The following is a 21099-nucleotide window of genomic DNA, read 5'->3' on the forward strand; positions in this document are numbered from 1 at the left end:
CCGCACGGTGAAGCGGCGTGAGCCCGCCCCGTGAAGTGGCGTCGGCCGGGGCCGTGAACAGGTCGGCCGTGGCCCGACATGAGGCAAGCGTTCACGTGCGGGTCAACGACCCCGCCTCGCATGTCAGCGAGCGCCCGCGCGCGCCGCGCGTACCGCCTCCCCCGGGTCCCAGCCCTCTCGCGGCACAGCGGCGAGCAGCGCACGTGTGTACGGGGCCCGGGGGTCGGCCAGCACCCGGGCCGTCGGGCCCTGTTCGACCGCCTCGCCCCGGCACATGACCAGCGTCTCGTCCGTGACATGCCGGACGACGGCGAGGTCATGGCTGACGAAGACGAGCGCGACCCCCGTTTCGCGCCTGATCTCTCCCAGGAGCTGAAGGATCTGCGCCTGGATCGACACGTCGAGCGCGGCCACCGCCTCGTCCAGCACCAGCACCCGTGGATCGACGGCCAGCGCGCGGGCAATGGCCAGCCGTTGGCGCTGCCCGCCCGAGAGGCCATGCGGCCTGGCTCCCGCCTCACGGGAGCCCAGACCGACCTGGTCCAGCAGCGTTCTCGCCTTCGCGTCCGCCTCGGAGGCCGGTGCGCCGTGCAGGCGCAGCGCCGTGAGCAGACACTCGTGGCTGGTCAGCCGGGGGTCGAGCGAGACATACGGGTCCTGGAAGACCATCTGTATCTCCCGCGCCCGGGCGAGCCTCGCGGTACGGCCCCGTGGCGTACGGGGCTCACGGGTCCGGCCTGCGACGGTCACCGTGCCCGCATCGGGTCGCACCAGACCGACGAGCATCCGCGCCACGGTCGTCTTGCCCGACCCCGACTCACCCACGATCCCGAGGGAGCCACCACGCGGCACGGCGAAGCCCACCCCGTCGACGGCGGTGAGCCGCCCACCACCGGGAAGCGCGTACGTCTTGCGCAGCCCCTCGACGGTAAGAACGTCCGAGGTCGTTCCGGTCATCGGGTGCTCCCTTCAGCGGGGACGGTCACGGAAGCGGAACCGGATGCGGAACCGGACACGGCTCCGGACACGGCTCCGGACGCGGACCCGGGTACGGGTACCGATGCGGGTGCCGACCCGGATGCGGAGGCGGGCCCGGGCGCGGATTCGGGCAGTCGGCGGCAGGATGCCTCGCCGCCCTCTTCCCCGGGGCCGCCCTCATCCCCCGAAACGGCGTCCGGTTCCAGCGGGGTGGCGACCGGGGTCCAGGTCTCGCACTCCGGTTCCGCTTCCGGACAGCGGGCGGCGAAGGGGCAGCCGGGGAAGCTGTCGGCGAGCGACGGCGGACGGCCGGGTATCGGGCGGATCACCGCGTCCTCCTCACCCAGCGCGGGCGAACAGTCCAGCAGCCCCCGCGTGTACGGGTGCCGGGGCGCGGCGAACAGGGCGCGCGCCGACTGGTGTTCGGCAACGCGGCCCGCGTACATCACCACGACGCGGTCGCAGTACGCCGCCGCGAGGTGCAGGTCGTGGGTGATGAACAGCATCCCCGTCTCCCGCTCGGCGCGCAGCGTGCGCAACAGGTCCAGGATCTCGGCCTGGGTGGTCACGTCCAGCGCGCTGGTCGCCTCGTCGGCGAGCAGCAGCCGGGGTTCGGCCGCCAGCGCGCCCGCGATGACAACGCGCTGGAGCATGCCGCCCGACAGTTCGTGCGGGTGCTGCCGCACGCGGCGTGCGGGGTCGGGAAGGCCGACGGTGTCGAGGAGTTCGACCGCGCGGGCCCGCGCCGCACGCCGGTCGGTGACCCCGGCGAGCGCGAGCCGCTCGGTGAGGAAGTCCCCGACCCGGCGTACCGGATTGAGCGCGGCGCGCGGGTCCTGGTGGACCATCGCGACCGTACGGGCACGGTGCGCGCGCAGCTTCTCGCCGCGCAGGGCGAGCGCATCGGTGCCCTCGACGCGTACGGCCCCAGTGGTCACACCGCCCTCGGGCAGCATCCCGAGCGCCGCCTTCGCGGTGGTGGACTTGCCGGAACCCGACTCGCCCACCAGCCCGACCACCTCCCCCATCCGCACCCGGAGCGAGACGTCACTGAGCAACGGGCGTGCGGTGGCGGGCAGTTCGAGCGTCAGGCCGTCGATGTCGAGCAGCGGCGGCTGTTCCTCGCGAGCGTGGCCGTGGACATGGGCATGGGCATGGGCGTTGTGAGCGTGATCGGGTTCGTGGTCGTGTGGCATGGCGGCTACCTCCTGGCGCCGAGGCGGTCGGCGACCCAGACCCCGACGATGTTGAACGCCACCACGACGGCGGCGATGGCCGTGCCCGGTACCAGCGCGGGCAGCAGCGCGCCCTGCACCACGGCGGCCTGCCCCTCCTGCACCATCAGTCCCCAGTCGGAACTGGGCGGCTGGGCGCCGAAGCCCAGATAGCTGAGGGTGGCCAGGCTCATCAGGGCCTCGCCGAAGAGCACGACGAGATAGCCGACGACGGACCTGCCGAGGTTGGGCACCAGATAGCGGGCACATATGCGTGCCCCGCCCATGCCCAGTACGCGGTAGGCGTCGACGTACGGCTTCGCGCGCTCCGAAAGGGCCACGCTGCGGGTGTATTTGGCGATGGTCGGGGTGTACGCGAGGGCGAGCGCCAGCACCGAGGTGGTCATCCCCGCGCCGAACACGGCGATGATCAGCACGACGAACAGCAGCCCGGGGAACGCGTACATCACGTCCGTCACCCGCGAGACCAGTGTGTCCACCCAGCCGCCGCGCCAGGCGGCGAGCGTGCCCAGCGTGACGCCGAGCACGGCCGCCAGCGCGAGCAGCAGCAGCGGCGCGACCAGGCTGGAGCGTGCCCCGTGCAGCACGCGCGAGAGCAGGTCCTGGCCTGAGGCGTCGGTGCCGAGCAGATGGTCGCCGCCCGTGCCGGCGAGGGAGGCCGAGAGGTCGATGGTGTCGGGTGCGTAGGGCGCGATCAGCGGCGCGACGGCCGCTGCCAGTACGACCAGGACGAGGAACCCCGCCGCGATCAGCACCCCGGCAGGACGCTTGGTCCGCAGGGTCAACGGACGTACTGCCGGGGACGGTTGGGCGGTGGCGGCCGGAGTCGTCATGCCGTGCTCCTTTCCGCACGCACCCGAGGGTCGAGCAGCGGGTGCACGAGGTCCACCAGGTTGGTGACGACGATGTATCCCGTGACCATCAGCAGCAGTACGGCCTGCGCCACCGGGAAGTCATGGGTGTTGATGGCGTTGACGAGCAGCGATCCGACGCCGCTGAGTCCGAAGGCCGTCTCGATGACGACTGTGCCGGCGAGCATTCCGGCCGTGACCAGGCCGCACATGGTGATGATCGGCCCCAGCGCGTTGCGCAGCACATGGCGGCGTATCACCTCCCGTTCGGGCACGCCCGAGGCGCGGGCCGCCTCGACGTGGTCGGAGGCAGCGGCGTCGAGCATGGACTGCCGGGTGACGCGGCTGATGATCGCCAGCGCGCCGAGCGCCATGGACAGCGCGGGCAGCGTCAGATGGTGCACCGTCCCCGCGAACCCGTTGCCCGCACCCGTCACGGGGAACCAGCCGAGCCGCACCCCGAAGAGCGAGACGAGCCCGATGGCGGCGACGAAGTTGGGCACGGAGGCCGCCAGTGTGGTGCCGCCGACGACGGCCTGGTCGGCCCAGCCGCGCCGGACGGCCGCGACGATCCCCGCGCCCACGCCGAGCACCACGAACAGCAGCGTGGCGTAGCCGACGAGGGCCAGCGTCGTGGGCAGCCGGGAGGTGACCAGATCGGCCACCTGGTCCGTGTACTTGAAGGAGCGGCCGAGGTCGCCGTGCGCGCAGTCCCACAGCCAGCGGCCGTACTGCACGACCAGCGGCTCGTCCAGGTGGTACTGCTCGCGCACCGCTGCCAGCTTCTCCGGGGTGAGCTTGTCGCGCCCGCCCGCGAGGAACACGGCGGGATCGCCGGGGGCTGCGTAGACGGCGGCAAAGATCACGAAGGAGGCGGCGACCAGGGTGGCCACGAGCCCGGCGACTCGCCGGAAGAGTCTTCTGAACACGCGCGTCAGTCCTTCTTCGCCCGCTTGTGAAGGGCGCCCAGGTCGGCCGCCCAGGGGTAGTACAGGTACGCCATGGAGGCGGGCGGGCCCGTCAGCTCGTCCTGGAGCACCAGCACCGAGGGCACCTGTGCGACGGGAATCCACACGGCCGACTCCGCGAACTCGCCCTGCGCGGCCACCGCCAGGCGGGCACGCTTCTTGTCGTCCAGGGTGCGCTTGGCCTTGTTGACCGAGGCGTCATACGACTTGTCCTTGAAGCCGACCCAGTTGTTCGAGCTGGTCGAGAGGCCGTTGTCGTAGAAGCCGAGCGGATCGCTCTTGGAGATGTACCAGTCGCCCACCAGCACATCGATGTCCGCGCGGGACTCGGGCGAGCTGTAGAACTCCTCGAACTGCGCCGTGGGCACCGTCTTGATCTGCCCCTTGAGCCCTATCCGCTGGAGCGCGGCGCGCACGGCATTGGCCACGACGGTACGGCCCTGACTGGCGTCGGTGCCGATGACCACGGGCTCCGTCGGGGCCTTGGCCGCGCCCTTGACCAGCTTCTTGGCGCGGGCGATGTCCTGCGCGTCGGGCGAGGCCGGCGCCAGCTCCCCCAGCTTCTTCTGGGCCTTCGCGAAGACGCTCTTCTCATAACCCCACGCGCCGGAACCGACGTTGCTCGCCCAGGGCTCGACCATGCCGCCGTACCCGGACTCGGCCACGCCCTCGCGGTCGAGGGCCAGCGAGAGCGCCCGGCGGACCTGGGGATCGGCGAGCCCACCGCGCTCCGTGGGGATGAGGGTGAGGGTGGAGGTGCTGGGGCCGTAGTGCTGTCCCAGGCCCTTCTTGCCGTCGAGCGCCGCCGCCGTGTTGGGGGACTCGGCGTAGACACCGTCGGCCGCGCCCGTCGTCAGCGCGTTGACGAGCGCGCTGTCGGCGGCCCAGCGGAAGGAGACCTCACGGGTGAGCGGCTTCTTGCCCCAGTAGCCTTCGTGGCGCTCGATGGTGATCGAGTCGCCCGACTTCCAGTCGGCCAGTCTGTAGGGCCCCGAACAGGCGTCCTCCTGGCCCGCCGTGCCGAAGTCCTTGCCCGCCTTCTCGACCTGCTCCCGGTTGTAGACGAGGCCGGCGTCACCCGCCAGCGCCTTGGTGAACAGCGCGTCGGGCTCCTTGAAGGTGACCGTGATCTCGTGCGCGCCGCTCTTGGTCATCTTCTTGACGTTCTCGAACTCGTCGCCCTGTTCCATGTCCGGGTCGGCATGCCGCTTGAGGCTCCACAGCACGTCGTCCGCCGTCATCTTCGAGCCGTCGTGGAAGGTGACGCCCTTGCGGAGGCCGAGGACGAGGGTGGTGTCGTCGGGCCTGCTCTCCTTGGTCACGAGCCACGGCTTCACCGACATGTCGGGCCTCAGTTGGTAGAGCCGCTCGCAGACGTTGGTGAGGACGATGCGGCCCGCGCTGCTGCCCTGGGTGTCCAGGTCGAGCGAGGCCGGCTCGTCCTCCAGCAGCCAACGGGCCTTGTTCACGGGCCCCTTGGCAGCGGCGGTCCTCGGCTTGAGGTCGAGGTCTGCGGCCTTGTGGCCCTTGCCGGCCGTCTCGTTCGCGGGCGCACCGGCGCATCCGGCCGCGGCCAGCGCGAGCACGGCGACGAGTCCGGTGAGCACCGCACGCCGGTGGCGGGCAGCGGCGCGTGCCCGTGGGCCCTCTCTGGAGGGCTGATGCTGAAGCTTGAGCTGCATGGCGGTGCTCCTTGGAGTCGAACCGGGGGTCAGGCTTCGCCGTGAGGGCGATCAGGCTTCGCCGTAAGGGCCGTCGTAGAGGTTCCAGGGCAGGCGCTGGTACTCGTGGTCGCAGGGGGTGCCCGCCGTGGCGTAGTAGTCGCCCGAGGTCAGGTCGGCGAGCGAGGAGATGAGCGTCGTCCAGTGGCTCAACTCGGGCCTGCGCGGGTCGGGATGGGTACACAGCCCCTCGGGGTGGCCCAGGTGGTCGGACATGGCCTGGCGTATGAGCTTGCGCGACTCCGCCGGGTCGGCCGAGTCGCGCAGCGCGCGCAGCCCCTGCTCGGCGCGTGGCACCCGCACCAGCGAGTCAGCCGCCATGGGGATGTACCCCTTCGCCGCCAACGGGGCGGGTATGCCCGCCTGGTAGTGGTTACCGTGCACCAGCAGCCCGTCGGTCGGATACATCCAGCCGTGCCCGGCCGGGGTGGTCTCCAGGTCGATGGCGAAGCCCTCGCGGCAGGTCAGCAGCGCGTTGCTGGCGATGTGGGCGCGGGCGCCGCACAGCACCTCCAGCGCGTCCGTCACCGACGGCTGGTCGAGCACCGTGCGCCGTACGACGGTCTGCGGAAGGCCCACGGCGTCGTCGAAACGGCCCCCGAGCCCGTTCGCGTTGAACGCGATCCCCGCCGAGCTGGCACCCTGCCTGCCGACCTGTCCGGCCTCCACCTGCATGATCAGCGTCGGCTTGGGCGGCTGCACCACGCGCAGCAGCACAAGGGTGCCGGCCACGCCGGCGCGCCAGTCCCAGTTCTGTCCCGCGTACACGTGCCCGTCGCCGCTGGCCGGGCCGTACGCCGCGAAGGAGGTGCAGCCGTCCACGGCGTCCGCCGCATCCACCGCGTCCGCCGCCGGGGCCGTGTCCCTCGCCGAGCCCGTGTCCCTCGCCGAGGCCGTACCCACCGCCGGGGCTGTATCCGCCGCCGGAGCCGTGTCCATCGCCGAGAACGACTTGTCGTAGATCACCTCTCCCCGCGCGTTCAGCGCCAGCACGTCCAGCAGTCCGACGCCCGCTCCCTCCGCCGTCCCCCGCATCTCCTCCACGAGGTCGGGCGCGAACGCGCCAACGGGCTTCAGCCACCGCCCCGCACGCGCCGTGACCTGCTCCCACGTCAGCCCGGACGAGGCGCCGAACGCGGCCTCGTAATATCCCTTCGACAGGCGCAGCCGCTCCCTGACCGCTTCTCCGTACTGCCGCCCGCGCTCCCGCGGCGCACCGGAGATCTCGATCACGGGAAGTTCCGAACTGCCGTGCTGGGTGGTGCTGTTCGCCATTTCACTCCTCGCGGCGACCCACGTGCTGTAACGTCGATTACGGCAAGTGGGCCTGGTGGAACACATTGCACAGGATCGTAATCCTCGTCACACGAAAGTCAATGGTCGTAATGGAAGATTCAGACGATGGAGTGACCCAACTGCGGGCGGCCGTACGGGACACGTGGGACGAGCTGTCCACGTCCGAGCGGGCGGTCGCGCAGTATCTGGCGAGCACGCGGGCGGAGCGGCTGCTGTTCGCGAGCGCCCAGCAGTTGGGCACAGCCAGCGGGACCAGCAACGCGACCGTCGTCCGCGCCCTGCAACGCCTCGGTTACGCCGGACTGCCCGCACTGAAACGGGAGTTGGCGGCCGGATTCACCAACGCGGTGGCGCCGGAAGTGCGGTTGAAGCAGCGGATAGCGCACGTGGGGCGGGACCTGGACGGGATCTGGGAGGACGTGTTCGACGAGGCGCAGGAGCGCATCGAGCACTGCAGGAGACTGACCGACGCGGAGGCCCTGAAGCGGGCCGTCACGGCGCTGGCCGAGGCCGGCGAGGTCTTCTGTTACGGCGTCGCCGCCTCCGAGATCGCGGCGCGGCATCTCGCCCTGGCGCTCGGGCGCATAGGGAGGCGTGCGCGCTTTCTCGGCGCGACGGGGTTCGCGCTGGCCGACGCGCTGCTGCCGCTGGGGCACGGCGACGCGGTCGTCGTCTTCCAACCCGGGCGTGCGCTCGACGAGTTCACCGTGCTGGTCGAGCGGGCGCGCGCGGTCGGCGCGAAGGTCGTCTTCGTGACCGACGAACTGGGTGAGACCTTCGCGGACCGTGTGGAGGCGGTGATCACCGCGCCGCACACGCCTACGGGGATCACAGCGGAGTCCCTCACGGGGTTGGTCGTCGCCGACGCGTTGCTGCTGGCGCTCACCACGCTGGATGAGACGCGGGCCGTGGAGACCTCGCATCAGCTCACCGCCCTGCGCGAGCAGCTGCTTTCGCCGCCTCGCCATGGGAGAGGGGCCGCAGGTCAACGGAGGGGGTGACCTGAGGGGCGCTCCCGGCCCGGGAGTCTCGCTCCCCGGCTTCGGGGCGGGCTCGCGGAATGCTACTGACTGATGCATCAGTCAGTAGCGCAATGCCCTTGGATTTTGCCCGTAAAAGCGCGCGTACTTGGGCATAACGTGCGGGCATCCATTGCGATCACCTCAACACGTCCGTACGGTGACGGACATGGAACAGGAAGCCGACGGGCCCCCGGGCCGGATCGCGGACAGCGCCGGCGAGGTCGCCGCGCGCGTCCGTACGGTCGTGGAGTCCGCTGGGTGCACGCAGCGGGAGTTCGCGCGGCGCATCGTGATGGATCCTTCCAAGCTGTCGCGTTCGCTCAGCGGTACCCGGCGCTTCACCGTTGCCGAGCTGGCCCGGATCGCCGATGCCGGTGAGGTGGATGCCGGCTGGCTTCTGGGGTCCCGCGTTGTGGGGGACGGTGGTGTCGCCGTGGCCGGGCCTGGCGCCGATGTGGGGGCCGGACCCGATGTGGGGGGCGGACCCGGTGCCGGGGCCGGGATCCGGGCTGGGGTTCAGCCTGGTGTTCGGTCTGCCGGCGCGTCGTCTCCCGTGCCGCCGCGGGCGCCCCGGGCGCCCTCCGCCGGGCGGCCGTTGCAGATCGTTCGGGAGACGGTGCGGCTGATCGCCGAGCACGGTTTCCACGCCGTGCGGGTTGCGGACATCGCCGCCGCCTGTGCGACCAGCACCGCCGCGATCCACTATCACTTTCCCGGCCGCGCCGAGCTGCTGGAGGCCGCCGTGCGCTGGTGCATGGATGAGGACACCGCCAGTCGTGCGGCGCGGATCGCCGAGTTCGGGGGTGGTGCGGGGGAGGATGCCGCGGCCGAGTTGCGCGAACTGCTCGCGCTTCAGACCCCCCGTACCGCTCAGCAGCGGCGGCAGTGGCTGGTGTGGCTCGACCTGTGGGCCGAGGCGGCCCGTTCGACCGCCATCGGACGGCTGCACGTCGAGTACTACCGGCAGTGGCGCGCTACCGTCTCCGACGTCATCCGGCGCGGTATCGAGCAGGGTGTGTTCCGCGACGTCGATCCGGAGTTCAGCGCGTTGCGCCTTACGGCGCTTATTGACGGGCTGGCGTCTCAGGTTCTGGCCGGGGCCGCGGACGATATTGAGGGCACTGGGCCCGATGAGATGTATACGGCTCTGCTTGCTTATATCCGTACGGAGTTGGCCGTTTAACGCTTCGTTGTTCGTTTGCGCCTTGTGCCTTGTGCCTTGCGCCTTGTGCCTTGCGCCTCGTGCCTTGCGCCTCGTGCCTTGCGCCTCGTGCCTTGAGTCTTGTGCCTTGAGTCTTGTGCCTTGAGTCTTGCGCTCTGCGCTTGTGTTCGTGTTTGCGCTTTTTTCTTTCTTTCCTCACCACACCGATGTACGGAGGTAACCCCTATGCCCATGAATGACAGCGTCATCATCACGTGCGCCCTCACCGGCGCCGGAGACACCGTCGGGCGCAGCCCGCATGTTCCCGTTACGCCCGAGCAGATAGCCGCCTCGGCCGTCGAGGCGGCGGAGGCCGGGGCCGCCGTGGTGCACATTCATGTGCGTGACCCCGAGAGCGGTGCGCCCTCTCGTGATCCGCGTCTCTACCGCGAGGTCGTCGAGCGGATCAAGGAGACCGGGACCGACGTCGTCATCAACCTCACGGCGGGGATGGGTGGCGACCTCGTACTCGATGCCGACCAGCCGCTGGAGAAGGGTGCGCTGCCGGGTACCGATCTCGTGGGCGGGCTCGACCGGCTGCCGCATGTCGAGGACCTGCTGCCTGACATCTGCACGCTGGACTGCGGGTCGCTCAACTTCGGCGACAACCTGTACATCTCCACGCCGGAGATGCTGCGCAAGGGTGCGCGGCGTATCCAGGAGTTGGGTGTGCGGCCCGAGTTGGAGATCTTCGACACCGGGCAGCTGTCGTTTGCGAAGCAGTTGCACGCTGAGGGGTTGCTGGACGATCCGTCCGTCTTCCAGCTGTGCATGGGTATTCCGTGGGGTGCGCCCGCCGAGCCGGCCATTCTTCAGTCGATGGTCAACATTCTGCCCGCGGGCGCGCAGTGGGCCTCTTTTGCGCTGGGGCGCATGCAGATGCCGTGGGTTGCGCAGGCGATTCTGCTGGGCGGGAATGTGCGGGTGGGGCTTGAGGACAACCTTTACCTGAGTAAGGGGGTCAAGGGGACGAACGGCCAGCTGACGGAGCGGGCCGTTCGGATTACCGAGTCCCTCGGGGCGGTTGTGGCTTCGCCTGATGAGGCTCGGGTTCGGTTGGGGTTGAAGCCGCGGGTTTAGTTCGGCTGCCGCGCCTTTTCTCTTCGGTTTTTTCTGGGGCTTCGCCCCCCTGCCCCTGTTGTGGTTCCTGTCATTTGAAGCCAGGTTCCTGTTCAACATGGGGGCTTCGCCCCCTGGCCCCCGTTGGCCTCGCCGGCCGGGCGTTGGGGGGCGCTGCCCCCCGGCAATCCCCCCGCCAAAAGGGGCTCCTCCCCCAGACTCCGTCCGGGGGGACCCCCACCCTCTGGACTCCCCCGGCCGTATCGGCCCAAGCCCTGGAGTAAAAGTCCGAGGGGGGCGTGTTCGGGGCCGCCTGGGGTCAGGGGGCGAGTGGGGTTGAGGGGGCAGATGTTTGGGTTCTAATACAGCTAAGGAGCATGATGATCACCGCCCCTACGGACGTTCGCCGTATCACCTGCGTAGGCGCAGGAGTTATCGGTGGTGGATGGGTAGCGCACTTTCTCGCTCGCGGTTATGACGTGACCGCTTGGGATCCCGCGGAGGACGCGGAGGAGAAGCTGCGGCGTCTTGTGGACGCCGCGTGGCCTGCGCTGACGCAGCTCGGGCTTGCCGAGGGGGCCTCGCGGGAGCGGCTTACGGTCGTGGGCACGCTGGAAGAGGCGTGTGCGGAGGCGCAGTTCGTGCAGGAGAGCGCTCCGGAGAAGTTGGAGTTGAAGCGGAGCCTGCTGGCGCAGCTGGATGCGGCGACGCCGGCCGGTGTGGTGATCGCGTCGTCCACGTCGGGTTACCCGATGACGGACATGCAGACCGAGGCGGTGACCCCGGGGCGCCTGCTGGTGGGGCACCCGTTCAATCCGCCGTATCTGATTCCGCTGGTCGAGGTCGTCGGAGGCGAGGCGACCGACGAGGCCGCGGTGGCGTGGGCCTCGGAGTTCTACGAGGTGGCGGGCAAGTCCGTCATCACGATGGAGCGCGAGCTGCCCGGGTTCATCGCGAACCGTCTCCAGGAGGCGCTGTGGCGCGAGGCGCTGCACATGGTCGCGAACGGTGAGGCGACGGTGAAGGAGATCGACGACTCGATCACCGAGGGTCCCGGTCTGCGGTGGGCGTTCATGGGGCCGTGCCTGACGTTCGCGCTGGCGGGCGGCGAGGGCGGCATGGGACACATGCTCGATCACTTCGGCCCGTCGCTGAAATCGCCGTGGACCCGTCTGGAGGCGCCCGAGCTGGACAAGGCGCTGCGTGACGCGATGGTCGACGGCTGTGACGAGGCGGCGGGCGACCGTACGATCGCGGATCTCGTGGCGGAGCGGGACCAGGGCGTCATCGATGTGCTGCGCGCGACGGGGCGGCTCCCCGGGCAGCGGGAGGGTGGCCAGTGAGTGCCCTGCCCCTGTTCCGGCAGGCGGTGCGCCCGGAGTGGATCGACTACAACGGGCACATGAGCGAGGCGTTCTACGTCCTCGTGTTCGGTCACGCCACCGACGAGATGATGGACGGCGTGGGCCTGGGCCCCGGTTACCGGGAGAGCACGGGCTGTTCGCTGTACACGGTCGAGGCGCATGTGCGTTATCTCCGCGAGGTCGGGGAGGGTGCGCCTCTCACGTTGCGTACCCGTGTGCTGGGCGTGGACGCGAAGAAGCTGCGGTTCGCGCATGAGATGTACGCCGGTGAACCGGAGGCGGAAGACGCCGAACTCGTGGCCACCAGCGAGCTGTTCGCCCTGCATGTGGGGGCGGACGGGAGTGTTCCGTTCCCCGCCGAGGTGCGGGAGCGGCTGGCCTCGCTCGTCGAGGAGCCGCCCGGGTGGGCGGGGCGCGCGATCGGTCCCGTACCGCGCGTCGCGTAGGTGAAGCAGCAGTTCATCGCCCCGTACGGCCCGCAGGGTGACCGTACGGGGCGATGTTGACGCCGGGGCCGGGCGCTCCCAGAATGGGCGTCATGGTCCCGCATTCCACTTCCCCGCTCGGACGCCACGGCGTCCCCTGGCGGCGTGGGTGCGAGCGATCCGGTCTCTAGCTGCCGCGCCGTAGCCCCATGGAGGGCCGCCGTGCCGAGGCGCACGTACAGCGGCCTCCGGGACAGCGCGAAGAAGAAGCAGGCCCGGATCACCGACACCCAGATCGCTGGAGGACCACACCCATGAGCATCACAGCTCCCGATCCCGTTACGTCCCGAACCGTCACCCTCCGTGAGGCACGCGTGCCCGAGGGTGGCCTCTACGAGGGCACGCGTACGCTCCAGCCCTTCCCCGAGGGCTGGGAGGAGCGGCCCTACGAGCACATCGAGGTCGTTCCGCAGACCCGCGTCATCGGCGCGGAGATCCGCGGCGCCGACCTGACCCGTCCCCTCTCGCCCGCGCTGCGCGAGGAGATCAACCGTGCGCTCCTGGAGTGGAAGGTCATCTTCTTCCGGGGCGCCGACCTCACGCCCGACCAGCAGGCCGCCTTCGGCCGGCACTGGGGTGAGCTGGAGACCAACCCGATCCTGGCGCGCGGTGCGCGCGAGGACATCGTCCGCTTCGAGAAGGGCGGCAACGCAGCACCGACGTTCGAGAACGTATGGCACACGGACGTCACCTTCCGCGAACGTCCCGCCATGGGCTCGATCCTTCAGCTCCGTGAGGTCCCGCCCATCGGGGGGCACACGATGTGGGCGGACATGGCAGCCGCGTACGACAACCTCTCGGACGAGGTGAAGGAGCGCATCGACGGGGCCGTCGCCGTGCACGACTTCATCCCGGGCTTCGACCGGTTCACGACGCACGAGCGGCTGCTCGAACTCCAGGACCAGTTCCCGCCCACGGAGCACCCCGTGGTCCGGCGGCACCCCGAGACGGGGCGCAGGATGCTGTTCGTGAACACCTCGTTCACGACCCACATCGTCGGCATGGACCGTACGGAGAGCGACCGTCTCCTCGCTCACCTCGTGCGCCAGGCGCATGTCCCCGAGTACCAGGTGCGGTTCGCCTGGCAGCCCGGTGACATCGCCTTCTGGGACAACCGCGCCACCCAGCACTACGCCCTGTTCGACTACGCACCGCACCGGCGCGTGGCCGAGCGGGTGGCCATCGTGGGCGACCGTCCGTTCTGATCCCCCTCCGGTGACGGGGTGGTTCGGCCGTGGCCCGTCGTAGAGCATGTCGACCAGTGCGGCCTGACGTTCGGAGATCGCGGGCCGCCGCGCCTTGAGCGTCGGCGGCCAGGTGCCGTACCCCTCGGACACCTCAGACCCCTCGGGGCCCCACTGAGAAGTCTTCGTCGGGTACGGCGAACTCCCGTACCCGTGCGGGACAGGCGGCCATCGCATTGGCCGAGGCCCTTGCTCGGGCAGCGCGTTCGCTGGCCTCACTCCGGTGGGGCCAGCGACGGCCTCGACTTCGAGGGTGGGGAGCGCGTCTGGCGTGGCGTGGCGTGCGTGCGTGCGGCGGGCGGTAGCGGACGGAGTGCGAACGGTCGCTGCTCCCGCGTGGCGGAAAACGAACCGGCACTTTGCGCCGTCCGCACGGTCCGCGGCAAACGACCCGGTTCCGCACCATGGCGGTCACTACTGACTCGTCAGTACGGTTCTGCCAACGATCCCCGTACTCACGAGAGTTGGGAGAGCCGCATGCAGTTGTCACGCCCCACACGCCTCGGCAGAGCGGGCGCGGTCGCCGCGGCCCTCGCGCTGACGGCCGTCGCGATGACCGGCAGCGCACAGGCCGAAGGAAAGGCCGCGGAGAACGACGCGCCGAAGACGGCGGGTCCCGGGGACGTCGTGAGCGCCGAGCCCACCACGTTCCAGTACTGGCCGGGCCAGCCGACCGACACCTCGGCCTGGAAGATCCACTACAGCTCCACCAGCGCGGGCGGGAAGGCCAACACCGTAGCGGGCACGGTGATCGTCCCCAACGACGGCAAGACCACCCCGCGCCCCCTCATCACGTACGCCGTCGGCACCGTCGGCATGGGTGACCAGTGCGCGCCCTCCGCCGGCTTCCCCGGCGGCACCACGGCCGAGGCCCCCCTCATCAACGCCGCGCTCGTACGGGGCTACGCCGTCGCCGTCACCGACTACGAGGGCCTCGGCACGCCGGGCGACCACACGTACACCGTCGCGCAGGCCGAGGGGACCGCCGTCCTCGACGCGGCGCGCGCGGCCCAACGGCTTCCCGGGGCACAGAAGATGGGGGTCTCGGCCGAGTCGCCCGTCGGCATCATGGGCTACTCGCAGGGCGGCCAGGCCAGTGCGTGGGCGGCCGAACTCCAGTCGTCGTACGCGCCCGAACTCAAGGTGAAGGGCACCGCGAGCGGCGGCGTGCCCGCCGACCTGACCAAGGTCGCGGAGGCCAGCGACGGCGGCGACAACGCGGGCTTCGTGCTGATGTCCGCCGTCGGCCACGACGCGGCCTTCCCCGAGCTGAAGCTCGACAAGTACCTCAACGACGAGGGCCGCAAGCTCGCCGAGCTGTCCAAGGGCGCCTGCGTAGGCGAGATCCTGGAGGCGGGCAAGGGCAAGAAGATCGAGGACGTGACCGTCAGCAACCCGCTCGAACAGCCGGACTGGCAGCAGGCGATACAGGCCAACAAGCTCGGCACGAAGGCGCCCTCGGCTCCGGTGTTCGTCTACCACGGCGAGGCCGACGAGACGATCCCCTACGAGCTGGGCCAGGGCCTGCGCGCCGACTGGTGCGCCAAGGACGTTCCCGTCCAGTGGCAGTCCTTCCCCGGCAAGACCCATGTGGGCACGGCCATCGACGGCAACGGCCCCGCACTCGAATGGCTCGGCCAGCGCTTCGCGGGCCAGCAGACACCCGGCAACTGCGCCTGAGCGAGCGGGCACTGCGCCTGGGCGGCGGGCAACTGGGCCTGGGCGAGCGGGCGGTTGCGACGCCCGGTCGCGGCGGCCAGTTATGGCAGCCAGTTGCGGTGACCGGTCACGGCGGACAGTTGCGGGCCGCGTTACGGCCGGCGTCGCGGTGAGCAGCGTCTTGCCCAGTACCGTGCGGGACTCGATCGCCGCGTGGGCCTCAGCGGCCTTCTCCAGGGGCAGCACCTGTCCGATGACGGGAGCCAGGCGGCCCGCCGCTGCCTCGAACATGGCACGTTCCAGAAGGGGTTTGGCCTCGTCGGGTGACATCTGGACCTGTTCGATCCCGGCGAGGGTCACCCCGCGCGCCGTGGCCTCGGCCGGGTCGATCTCGGCGAAGTCGCCGCCGGGTGCCCCGTGTGCGGAGAAGCGGGCACCCCGCACGGTGACCTCGAACGCCTCGCGCCCTGTCTTGCCGCCCGCGCCGTCGAAGACGACGGCCACCCCGCGCGTCCCCGCCACGTCGCGCACGTACGGGATCCAGTCGGGCTGCGAGTAGTCGACGACGGCGTCGGCGCCCAGTTCGGCGCGCGCCAGCTCCAACTTGCGCTCCCCGCGCGCCGCCGCGATGACCCGGGCGCCCGCCGCCTTGGCCATCTGGACGAGCAGCGCGCCGAGTCCGCCCCCGGCCGCGAGCACGAGCACCCACGCGCCGGGCCGGAGGCTGCCGCTGCTGACGGCGTTGTCGAAGAGGCGTACGGCCGTGGGCCCGTCGTGCAGCAGCGCCGTTGCCTCGCGGGACGAGAGGCCGTACGGGACGGCGCTGAGCGAGGCGACCTCGGCCACGGCGCGCTGCGCGTAGCCGCCCGCCGGCTGTCCGCCGGAAGCGGCCGTCCTGCCGACGACGCCGCGGCCGACCCAGGCGGGGTCCACCCCGTCGCCGACCTCCACGACGGTGCCGCCGACCGCTCCCCCCGGTACATAGGGCAGCGAGGGCTGGTAGAAGCCCTCGCCGCTGCGTACCTGGGTCTCCATGAACAGCACGTCGGCGTGGCCGACCTCGATGACCACTTGGCCCGCCCCCGGTACGGGGTCGGGCAGTTCGGCGGGCTCCAGCACCTCTGGACCGCCGAACCTCTTGACCTGGACCGCACGCACAGCGACCACTCCCCTCAACACCTGGACCGGGTAACGGGATTCAGTCTTCAACCTCAACTTAGGTTGAGGTCAAGGCGGTCCCGGGCCTGTGCCGTGCGAGGCCCGACTCGCGCCTCGTGCGAGGCGGCTCACTCCGCGGGTGTGCGCACCTCGTCCCTGATGGTGTTGACCCGGTCGGCGAAACCCTCAAGGTCGAGGTCGGCGGGCTTGACCGAGTACGTCTTGAGGCTGTCGTCGGCGACGTACGCCGCCGTGCCCGGGTCGCTCCAGGCGCACACGGGTATCGTCAGCTTCCTGCCGGCCTGCGACTTGATCAGCACCTCGCAGGTCAGCGGGTCGTCGGCGCCGGTGGGAGTGATGTCACGGCGCTTGACCGCCACGCTCATGGAAGGGCTGGTCTCCATGCCCTTCATCATCTGGTCCTTGGACATGTCCGGGTTGCCGAAGTCCTCGCCCTTGGCGCCCGCGTAGAGCAGCCGCTGGGTCCTGTCGGTCCTGTTGGCGTAGGAGCCCATGTGGGCCTTCTCCCCGGCGCCGCCCTTGCTGACCGAGTCGCTGAGGTCCTTGCGCAGCCTGAACTTGCCGCCCTCCAGCGTCTTGGGGAAGGCCAGCTCGTACGTGGTGTCCGACTCGCTCGGGGTCGGCGTCGGGTCCGACTCCTCGCTCGCGTCGTCGGAGGGCGCGGTGCTCCCTGGCGAGGACTTCTCCGAGTCCGCCTTGTCACCCTTGTCGTCCCCGCCGGACAGCAGTGCCACCCCGCCGGCGACCAGCAGCGCGACCGCGACGACCGCGGCCACGACAATGAGGATGATCTTGTTCCTGTTGTTCGGCGGCGGGGGCGTCGGCTGCCCGTAGGGCCCCGGGTAACCGGGCTGTCCCGGGCCTCCGGGGGGACCCATGGGCGGCTGCCCGTAACCACCACCGGGCGGCGGTGCGCCATAGGGGCCCGCGCCGTAAGGGCCCGCACCGTAAGGACCCGGCTGCTGCGGAGGCGGACCGGCAGGCGGCGGGCCGGCCGGCGGCGGACCGCCGGGAGGCTGGCCACCGGACGGCGGGTCTCCTGGGGGCGGTCCGAAGCCTCCACCGTTCGGCGGGCCCGGGGGCTGGTTCGGCGGCTGCGGGGGTGTCGTCATCCCGTTCCCTCCTGGCGAGGGAGGCGTCCCCGTCCCCCGGCTCTGCTTTACCTGTTACTTATGGAACGGTACCCCCGTTTGAGTGAGCTTTGACCTCGGGGTGGGCGCCGTCACAACTCCTCACCGCGCGCACACCACCCCTGCGCGGTGGGCCTCACCGCACGTACATCTTCTCGATCTCCGCAGCGAAGTCCCGCACGATCGCCGCCCGCCGCAGCTTCATCGACGGCGTCAGATGGCCGTCAGTCTCCGTGAAGTCGCGCGGCAGTACGGCGAACCTGCGGATCGACTCCGGGCGCGAGACCTGGGAATTGGCCTCGTCGACGGCCTGCTGGAGGTTGCGCAGCAGATCGCCGTCCACCAGCAGCTCGGCTGTGCTGAGGTGCTCCTTCTTGTGCATGCGCTGCCAGTGCGCCAGCCCGTCGGGCTCCAGGGTCAACAGCGCCGTCACATAGGGGCGGTTGTCGCCCACGACCAGGCACTGGCTGACCAGCGGATGCGCGCGCAGCCAGTCCTCCAAGGGCGCGGGCGCCAGGTTCTTGCCGCCCGAGGTGATGATGAGGTCCTTCTTGCGGCCCGTGATGCGCAAGTACCCTTCGTCGTCCAGCGTGCCCAGGTCTCCGGTCGGCATCCAGCCGTCGGCGTCCAGATGCGGTACGGCGCTCGCCGTCCTGGCGTCCCAGTAACCGCTGAAGACATGGCCGCCCTTGATGAGCACCTCGCCGTCGTCCGCGATCCGTACCGCCGTTCCCGGCAGCGGCCAGCCGACCGTGCCCAGGCGCGGCTTGAGCGGCGGGGTCGCCGTGGCGGCTGCCGTGGTCTCCGTCAGCCCGTAGCCCTCGTAGATGGCGACGCCCGCGCCCTCGAAGAACGCCGCCAGCCTGCGCCCCAGTGGGGAGCCGCCGCAGATGATGTGCCGGCAGTGCCCGCCGAGCGCGGCCCGTATCCGGCGGTAGATCAGCGTGTCGTACAGCCCGCGCGCCGCGCGGAGCCCCCAGCCGGGTCCGTCGCCGTGCCCGTGCTCGCGCTCCTCCACGGCCTCTCCGTAGCGCCGCGCGATGCGCGCGCCCCTGTCGAACGACGAGGCGCGGCCCATCTTCTCGGCCGTCGCCCTGCCCGTGTTGTAGACCTTCTCCAGTACGTACGGGATGCCGAGCAGGAACGTCGGCGCGAAGCTCGCCAGGTCGGCGAGCAGGTCGTCCGTCTGGATGCTGGGCGCGTGCCCGAGCCGCACGCGCGCCCGCAGGCAGCCGATCGCGACCATGCGTCCGAACACGTGGGACAGCGGCAGGAACAGCAGCGTCGACGCCGGTTCGGCGCTGACCGACCGGAAGACCGGGTGCAGCAGTTCGATCGCGTTGTCGACCTCGGCGAAGAAGTTGCCGTGCGTCAGCACGCAGCCCTTGGGCGGGCCTGTGGTGCCCGAGGTGTAGATGAGGGTGGCGACGGACTCGGGGCCCGTCCTCGCCCTGCGCTCGTCGACCGCCGCGTCCGGTATGTCCCGGCCCGCGTCCATGATGTGCCCGACGGCACCCGAACTGAACTGCCACAGGTGTTCAAGTCCCGGCAGATTGCCGCGTTCCGCGCTGATCAGCCGCGACTGCTGTACGTCCTCGACGAAGCATGCCCTGACGCCGGCGTCCTGCAGGATGTGCCGTGCCTGTGAGGGCGACGAGGTGGGGTACACCGGAACGGTGATCAGGCCGGCGGTCCAGGCGGCGAAGTCCGTGAGGGTCCATTCGTACGTCGTACGCGCCATGATGGCGACCCTGTCACCCGGGTTGAGGCCGAGCGCGACGAGGCCCTTCGCGACCGCCTGTACCTCGCGGGCGAAGTCGCGGGTGGTCATGTGCCACCACGTGTCGGTTCGGCCTTTGCGGGTGAGGGCGGTCTCGGCGGGGGCCTCGACCGCGTTGGTGAAGGGGATGTCGGCGAGGTTGCCGTGGGTCACGGCGGGGGCGAGGGGTGGGACCGATATCTCGCGTACTCTTCCGTGTTCGGTTTTTATTTGGGGTTCTGTGAGGGGTGGTTGGGACATCTGTGGTTCGGCCTCCTCGTGTTGACCAACTGGCCGGCTCGTCCCGCTTCCGTTCCTGATGGGGCTTCGCCCCTTTCCCCGTTGGCCTCGCCGGACGGGCGTCGGGGGGCGCTGCCCCCCAACAGCCCCCCGTAGAGGAGGGCTTCTCCCCCAGACTCCGTCCGGGGGGACCCCCACCCCTCTAGGACTCCCCCCGCCCGTATCGGGACCAGCCCTGAAATCAAAGCCAGGGGGACTGGTTCGGGGCCGTCCGTGGGGGGCCTCTCGGTGGGAAGTTGGGGGAGAAAGAGGGAGGGCTGAACAGGTGGGGGGCGCACGGCTAGGGCTTCTCGGGGTGGAGGGGGGAGCAATGCGCTAGGCGCGTTGCAGTACGGCGGTCACCCCCTGGGCGCCGGCTGTGCAGAGGGAGATGAGGCCCAGTGCTCCGGGGGGTGCGTCGCGTTCGGCCAGGAGTTTGGCGAGGGTTGCCACGATGCGGGCGCCCGTGGCGGCGAACGGGTGGCCCGTGGCCAGGGAGGAGCCGGCGGTGTTGAGGCGTGTGCGGTCCAGCGGGGCGAGGCCGGCCTTTTCCCAGGCGTTCAGGGTGGCGAGCACCTGGGAGGCGAACGCCTCGTGGATCTCCACGAGTTCGAAGTCGCACAGGTCGAGGCCGAGCCGGGCGAGCATGCGGGGAACGGCGACGGCGGGAGCCATCAGCAGGCCGTCGTGCGGTTCGGTGCCGTGTACGAAGTCGACGGCGGCCGTCTCGTAGGCGGTGAGGTAGGCCAGGGGGCGCAGGCCGCGTTCCGTGGTCCAGTCCTCGTTGGCCAGGAGCACGGTGGCGGCGCCGTCGGTGAGGGGCGTGGAGTTGCCCGCCGTCATGGTGGGTTCCGCGCCCAGGCCGAAGACGGGTGGCAGGGACGCGAGTTTGTCCGCCGTGGTGCCGGGGCGCAGGTTCTGGTCGCGGGCCAGGCCGTTGAAGGGGACGACCAGGTCGTGCAGGAACCCGGAGTCGTACGCGGTGGCCAGCCTGCGGTGGCTCTCGGCCGCGAGGGTGTCCTGGTCGTGGCGTGTGATGCCCCACTCCCGCGCCGTACGCGCCGCGTGTTCGCCCATGGAGAGGCCCGTGCGCGGCTCCGCGTTGCGGGGGATCTCGGGGATGAGGTGGCGGGGGCGTATACGGGAGATCTCTCTGGCTCGGTCCTTGAACGTCCTTGCCCGGCGTACGGCGAGCAGGAGACGGCGGAGGGTGTCGTTGAGGGCGAGTGGCGCGTCGCTCGCGGTGTCGGCGCCGCCCGCGATGCCTGCCGCCGTCTGACCCAGCGCGATCTTGTTGGCGACGGCGATGACGGCCTGGAGCCCGGTGCCGCACGCCTGTTGGATGTCGTAGGCGGGCGTACGCGCGTCAAGGGCCGAGCCGAGCACGGTCTCGCGGGCGAGGTTGAAGTCACGGGTGTGCTTGAGCACGGCGCCCGCGACGAACTCGTCGACGGCGCGCTCGCCCTGGAGGCCGTAGCGTTCGACGAGACCGTCGAGCGCGGCGGTGAGCATGTCCTGGTTCGAGCAGGTCGCATACGGACCGTCCGCGCGGGCGAAGGGGACGCGGCTGCCGCCGACGACCGCGACGCGGCGCGGAATCACGGGACTTATGAGGCCGGTGGGACCGGAAGGGCCGGTGGAACTCATCCTCGACCAAACTCCTGACCTG

Annotated in this window: 16 protein-coding genes and 1 pseudogene; 7 read left to right on the forward strand and 10 right to left on the reverse strand. The window is 70.6% G+C overall.

The genetic code is table 11. The features are described from left to right. Positions 1–123: 123 nt before the first annotated feature. From NMN56_RS17820 to NMN56_RS17845, 6 genes are read right to left on the reverse strand one after another with little or no spacing between them, the layout of a single operon-like run. A complete protein-coding gene (locus tag NMN56_RS17820) occupies positions 124–957 on the reverse strand; it encodes an ABC transporter ATP-binding protein (protein ID WP_274040457.1) in 834 nt (277 codons plus the stop codon). Further along, positions 954–2174 carry an ABC transporter ATP-binding protein gene (locus NMN56_RS17825; RefSeq protein WP_347178611.1) on the reverse strand — a complete coding sequence of 407 codons (1221 nt, stop codon included), beginning with the start codon at positions 2172–2174 and terminating at the stop codon, positions 954–956. The genes NMN56_RS17820 and NMN56_RS17825 overlap by 4 nt, the downstream gene beginning before the upstream one ends. 5 nt (positions 2175–2179) lie before the next feature. Further along, complete coding sequence (locus NMN56_RS17830; RefSeq protein ID WP_274040458.1) at positions 2180–3046, reverse strand: ABC transporter permease; 867 nt, start codon at positions 3044–3046, stop codon at positions 2180–2182. Beyond that, the gene (locus NMN56_RS17835) at positions 3043–3993 is read right to left on the reverse strand and encodes an ABC transporter permease (RefSeq protein WP_274040459.1); all 951 of its coding nucleotides are present in this window, start codon (positions 3991–3993) and stop codon (positions 3043–3045) included. The genes NMN56_RS17830 and NMN56_RS17835 overlap by 4 nt, the downstream gene beginning before the upstream one ends. Positions 3994–3998: 5 nt before the next feature. Continuing rightward, positions 3999–5714: an ABC transporter substrate-binding protein gene (locus tag NMN56_RS17840; RefSeq protein ID WP_274040460.1), complete on the reverse strand. Its 1716-nt coding sequence runs from the start codon at positions 5712–5714 to the stop codon at positions 3999–4001. Between the two features lie 51 nt (positions 5715–5765). Further along, a complete protein-coding gene (locus tag NMN56_RS17845; protein ID WP_274040461.1) occupies positions 5766–7028 on the reverse strand; it encodes a C45 family autoproteolytic acyltransferase/hydrolase in 1263 nt (420 codons plus the stop codon). A gap of 101 nt (positions 7029–7129) precedes the next feature. Between NMN56_RS17845 and NMN56_RS17850 the strand changes: the two genes are divergently transcribed. The 7 genes from NMN56_RS17850 to NMN56_RS17880 all read left to right on the forward strand — a co-directional run bounded on the left by NMN56_RS17850 (position 7130) and on the right by NMN56_RS17880 (position 15104). Continuing rightward, positions 7130–8050, forward strand: coding sequence for a MurR/RpiR family transcriptional regulator (locus NMN56_RS17850; protein ID WP_274040462.1), 921 nt, complete (start codon positions 7130–7132; stop codon positions 8048–8050). Between the two features lie 187 nt (positions 8051–8237). Further along, complete coding sequence (locus NMN56_RS17855) at positions 8238–9254, forward strand: TetR/AcrR family transcriptional regulator (protein WP_274040463.1); 1017 nt, start codon at positions 8238–8240, stop codon at positions 9252–9254. A gap of 204 nt (positions 9255–9458) precedes the next feature. Beyond that, on the forward strand, positions 9459–10352 hold the full coding sequence (locus NMN56_RS17860) for a beta-keto acid cleavage family enzyme (protein ID WP_274040464.1): 894 nt from the start codon (positions 9459–9461) through the stop codon (positions 10350–10352). A gap of 359 nt (positions 10353–10711) precedes the next feature. Beyond that, the gene (locus NMN56_RS17865) at positions 10712–11674 is read left to right on the forward strand and encodes a 3-hydroxyacyl-CoA dehydrogenase NAD-binding domain-containing protein (RefSeq protein WP_430542617.1); all 963 of its coding nucleotides are present in this window, start codon (positions 10712–10714) and stop codon (positions 11672–11674) included. Continuing rightward, positions 11671–12141 carry a thioesterase family protein gene (locus NMN56_RS17870; RefSeq protein ID WP_274040466.1) on the forward strand — a complete coding sequence of 157 codons (471 nt, stop codon included), beginning with the start codon at positions 11671–11673 and terminating at the stop codon, positions 12139–12141. Before NMN56_RS17865 ends, NMN56_RS17870 begins: the two co-directional genes overlap by 4 nt. A gap of 293 nt (positions 12142–12434) precedes the next feature. After that, positions 12435–13385 carry a TauD/TfdA dioxygenase family protein gene (locus NMN56_RS17875; RefSeq protein WP_274040467.1) on the forward strand — a complete coding sequence of 317 codons (951 nt, stop codon included), beginning with the start codon at positions 12435–12437 and terminating at the stop codon, positions 13383–13385. Between the two features lie 516 nt (positions 13386–13901). After that, positions 13902–15104, forward strand: coding sequence for a lipase family protein (locus NMN56_RS17880; protein WP_274040468.1), 1203 nt, complete (start codon positions 13902–13904; stop codon positions 15102–15104). A gap of 162 nt (positions 15105–15266) precedes the next feature. Here NMN56_RS17880 and NMN56_RS17885 read toward each other — a convergent pair. The 4 genes and pseudogenes from NMN56_RS17885 to NMN56_RS17900 all read right to left on the reverse strand — a co-directional run. Beyond that, a pseudogene (locus NMN56_RS17885) lies at positions 15267–16262 on the reverse strand (zinc-binding dehydrogenase); the annotation flags it as partial. A 107-nt stretch (positions 16263–16369) separates the two neighbouring features. Then, positions 16370–17140, reverse strand: coding sequence for a hypothetical protein (locus NMN56_RS17890; RefSeq protein ID WP_274040470.1), 771 nt, complete (start codon positions 17138–17140; stop codon positions 16370–16372). Positions 17141–17528: 388 nt separating this feature from the next. After that, on the reverse strand, positions 17529–19412 hold the full coding sequence (locus NMN56_RS17895) for an AMP-dependent synthetase/ligase (RefSeq protein ID WP_274040471.1): 1884 nt from the start codon (positions 19410–19412) through the stop codon (positions 17529–17531). Between the two features lie 354 nt (positions 19413–19766). After that, the gene (locus NMN56_RS17900; protein ID WP_274040472.1) at positions 19767–21077 is read right to left on the reverse strand and encodes an acetyl-CoA C-acetyltransferase; all 1311 of its coding nucleotides are present in this window, start codon (positions 21075–21077) and stop codon (positions 19767–19769) included. Between the last annotated feature and the right edge of the window lie 22 nt (positions 21078–21099).

The sequence above is a fragment of the Streptomyces iconiensis genome, assembly GCF_028657195.3.
Classification (GTDB): domain Bacteria; phylum Actinomycetota; class Actinomycetes; order Streptomycetales; family Streptomycetaceae; genus Streptomyces; species Streptomyces iconiensis.

Bases quoted from the DNA above. Each gene is read 5' to 3' on its own strand.
- NMN56_RS17820 (WP_274040457.1), bottom strand. From the start codon at position 957: ATGACCGGAACGACCTCGGACGTTCTTACCGTCGAGGGGCTGCGCAAG.
- NMN56_RS17825 (WP_347178611.1), bottom strand. From the start codon at position 2,174: ATGCCACACGACCACGAACCCGATCACGCTCACAACGCCCATGCCCAT.
- NMN56_RS17830 (WP_274040458.1), bottom strand. From the start codon at position 3,046: ATGACGACTCCGGCCGCCACCGCCCAACCGTCCCCGGCAGTACGTCCG.
- NMN56_RS17840 (WP_274040460.1), bottom strand. From the start codon at position 5,714: ATGCAGCTCAAGCTTCAGCATCAGCCCTCCAGAGAGGGCCCACGGGCA.
- NMN56_RS17845 (WP_274040461.1), bottom strand. From the start codon at position 7,028: ATGGCGAACAGCACCACCCAGCACGGCAGTTCGGAACTTCCCGTGATC.
- NMN56_RS17850 (WP_274040462.1), top strand. From the start codon at position 7,130: ATGGTCGTAATGGAAGATTCAGACGATGGAGTGACCCAACTGCGGGCG.
- NMN56_RS17855 (WP_274040463.1), top strand. From the start codon at position 8,238: ATGGAACAGGAAGCCGACGGGCCCCCGGGCCGGATCGCGGACAGCGCC.
- NMN56_RS17860 (WP_274040464.1), top strand. From the start codon at position 9,459: ATGCCCATGAATGACAGCGTCATCATCACGTGCGCCCTCACCGGCGCC.
- NMN56_RS17865 (WP_430542617.1), top strand. From the start codon at position 10,712: ATGATCACCGCCCCTACGGACGTTCGCCGTATCACCTGCGTAGGCGCA.
- NMN56_RS17875 (WP_274040467.1), top strand. From the start codon at position 12,435: ATGAGCATCACAGCTCCCGATCCCGTTACGTCCCGAACCGTCACCCTC.
- NMN56_RS17880 (WP_274040468.1), top strand. From the start codon at position 13,902: ATGCAGTTGTCACGCCCCACACGCCTCGGCAGAGCGGGCGCGGTCGCC.
- NMN56_RS17890 (WP_274040470.1), bottom strand. From the start codon at position 17,140: ATGGGTCCCCCCGGAGGCCCGGGACAGCCCGGTTACCCGGGGCCCTAC.
- NMN56_RS17895 (WP_274040471.1), bottom strand. From the start codon at position 19,412: ATGTCCCAACCACCCCTCACAGAACCCCAAATAAAAACCGAACACGGA.
- NMN56_RS17900 (WP_274040472.1), bottom strand. From the start codon at position 21,077: ATGAGTTCCACCGGCCCTTCCGGTCCCACCGGCCTCATAAGTCCCGTG.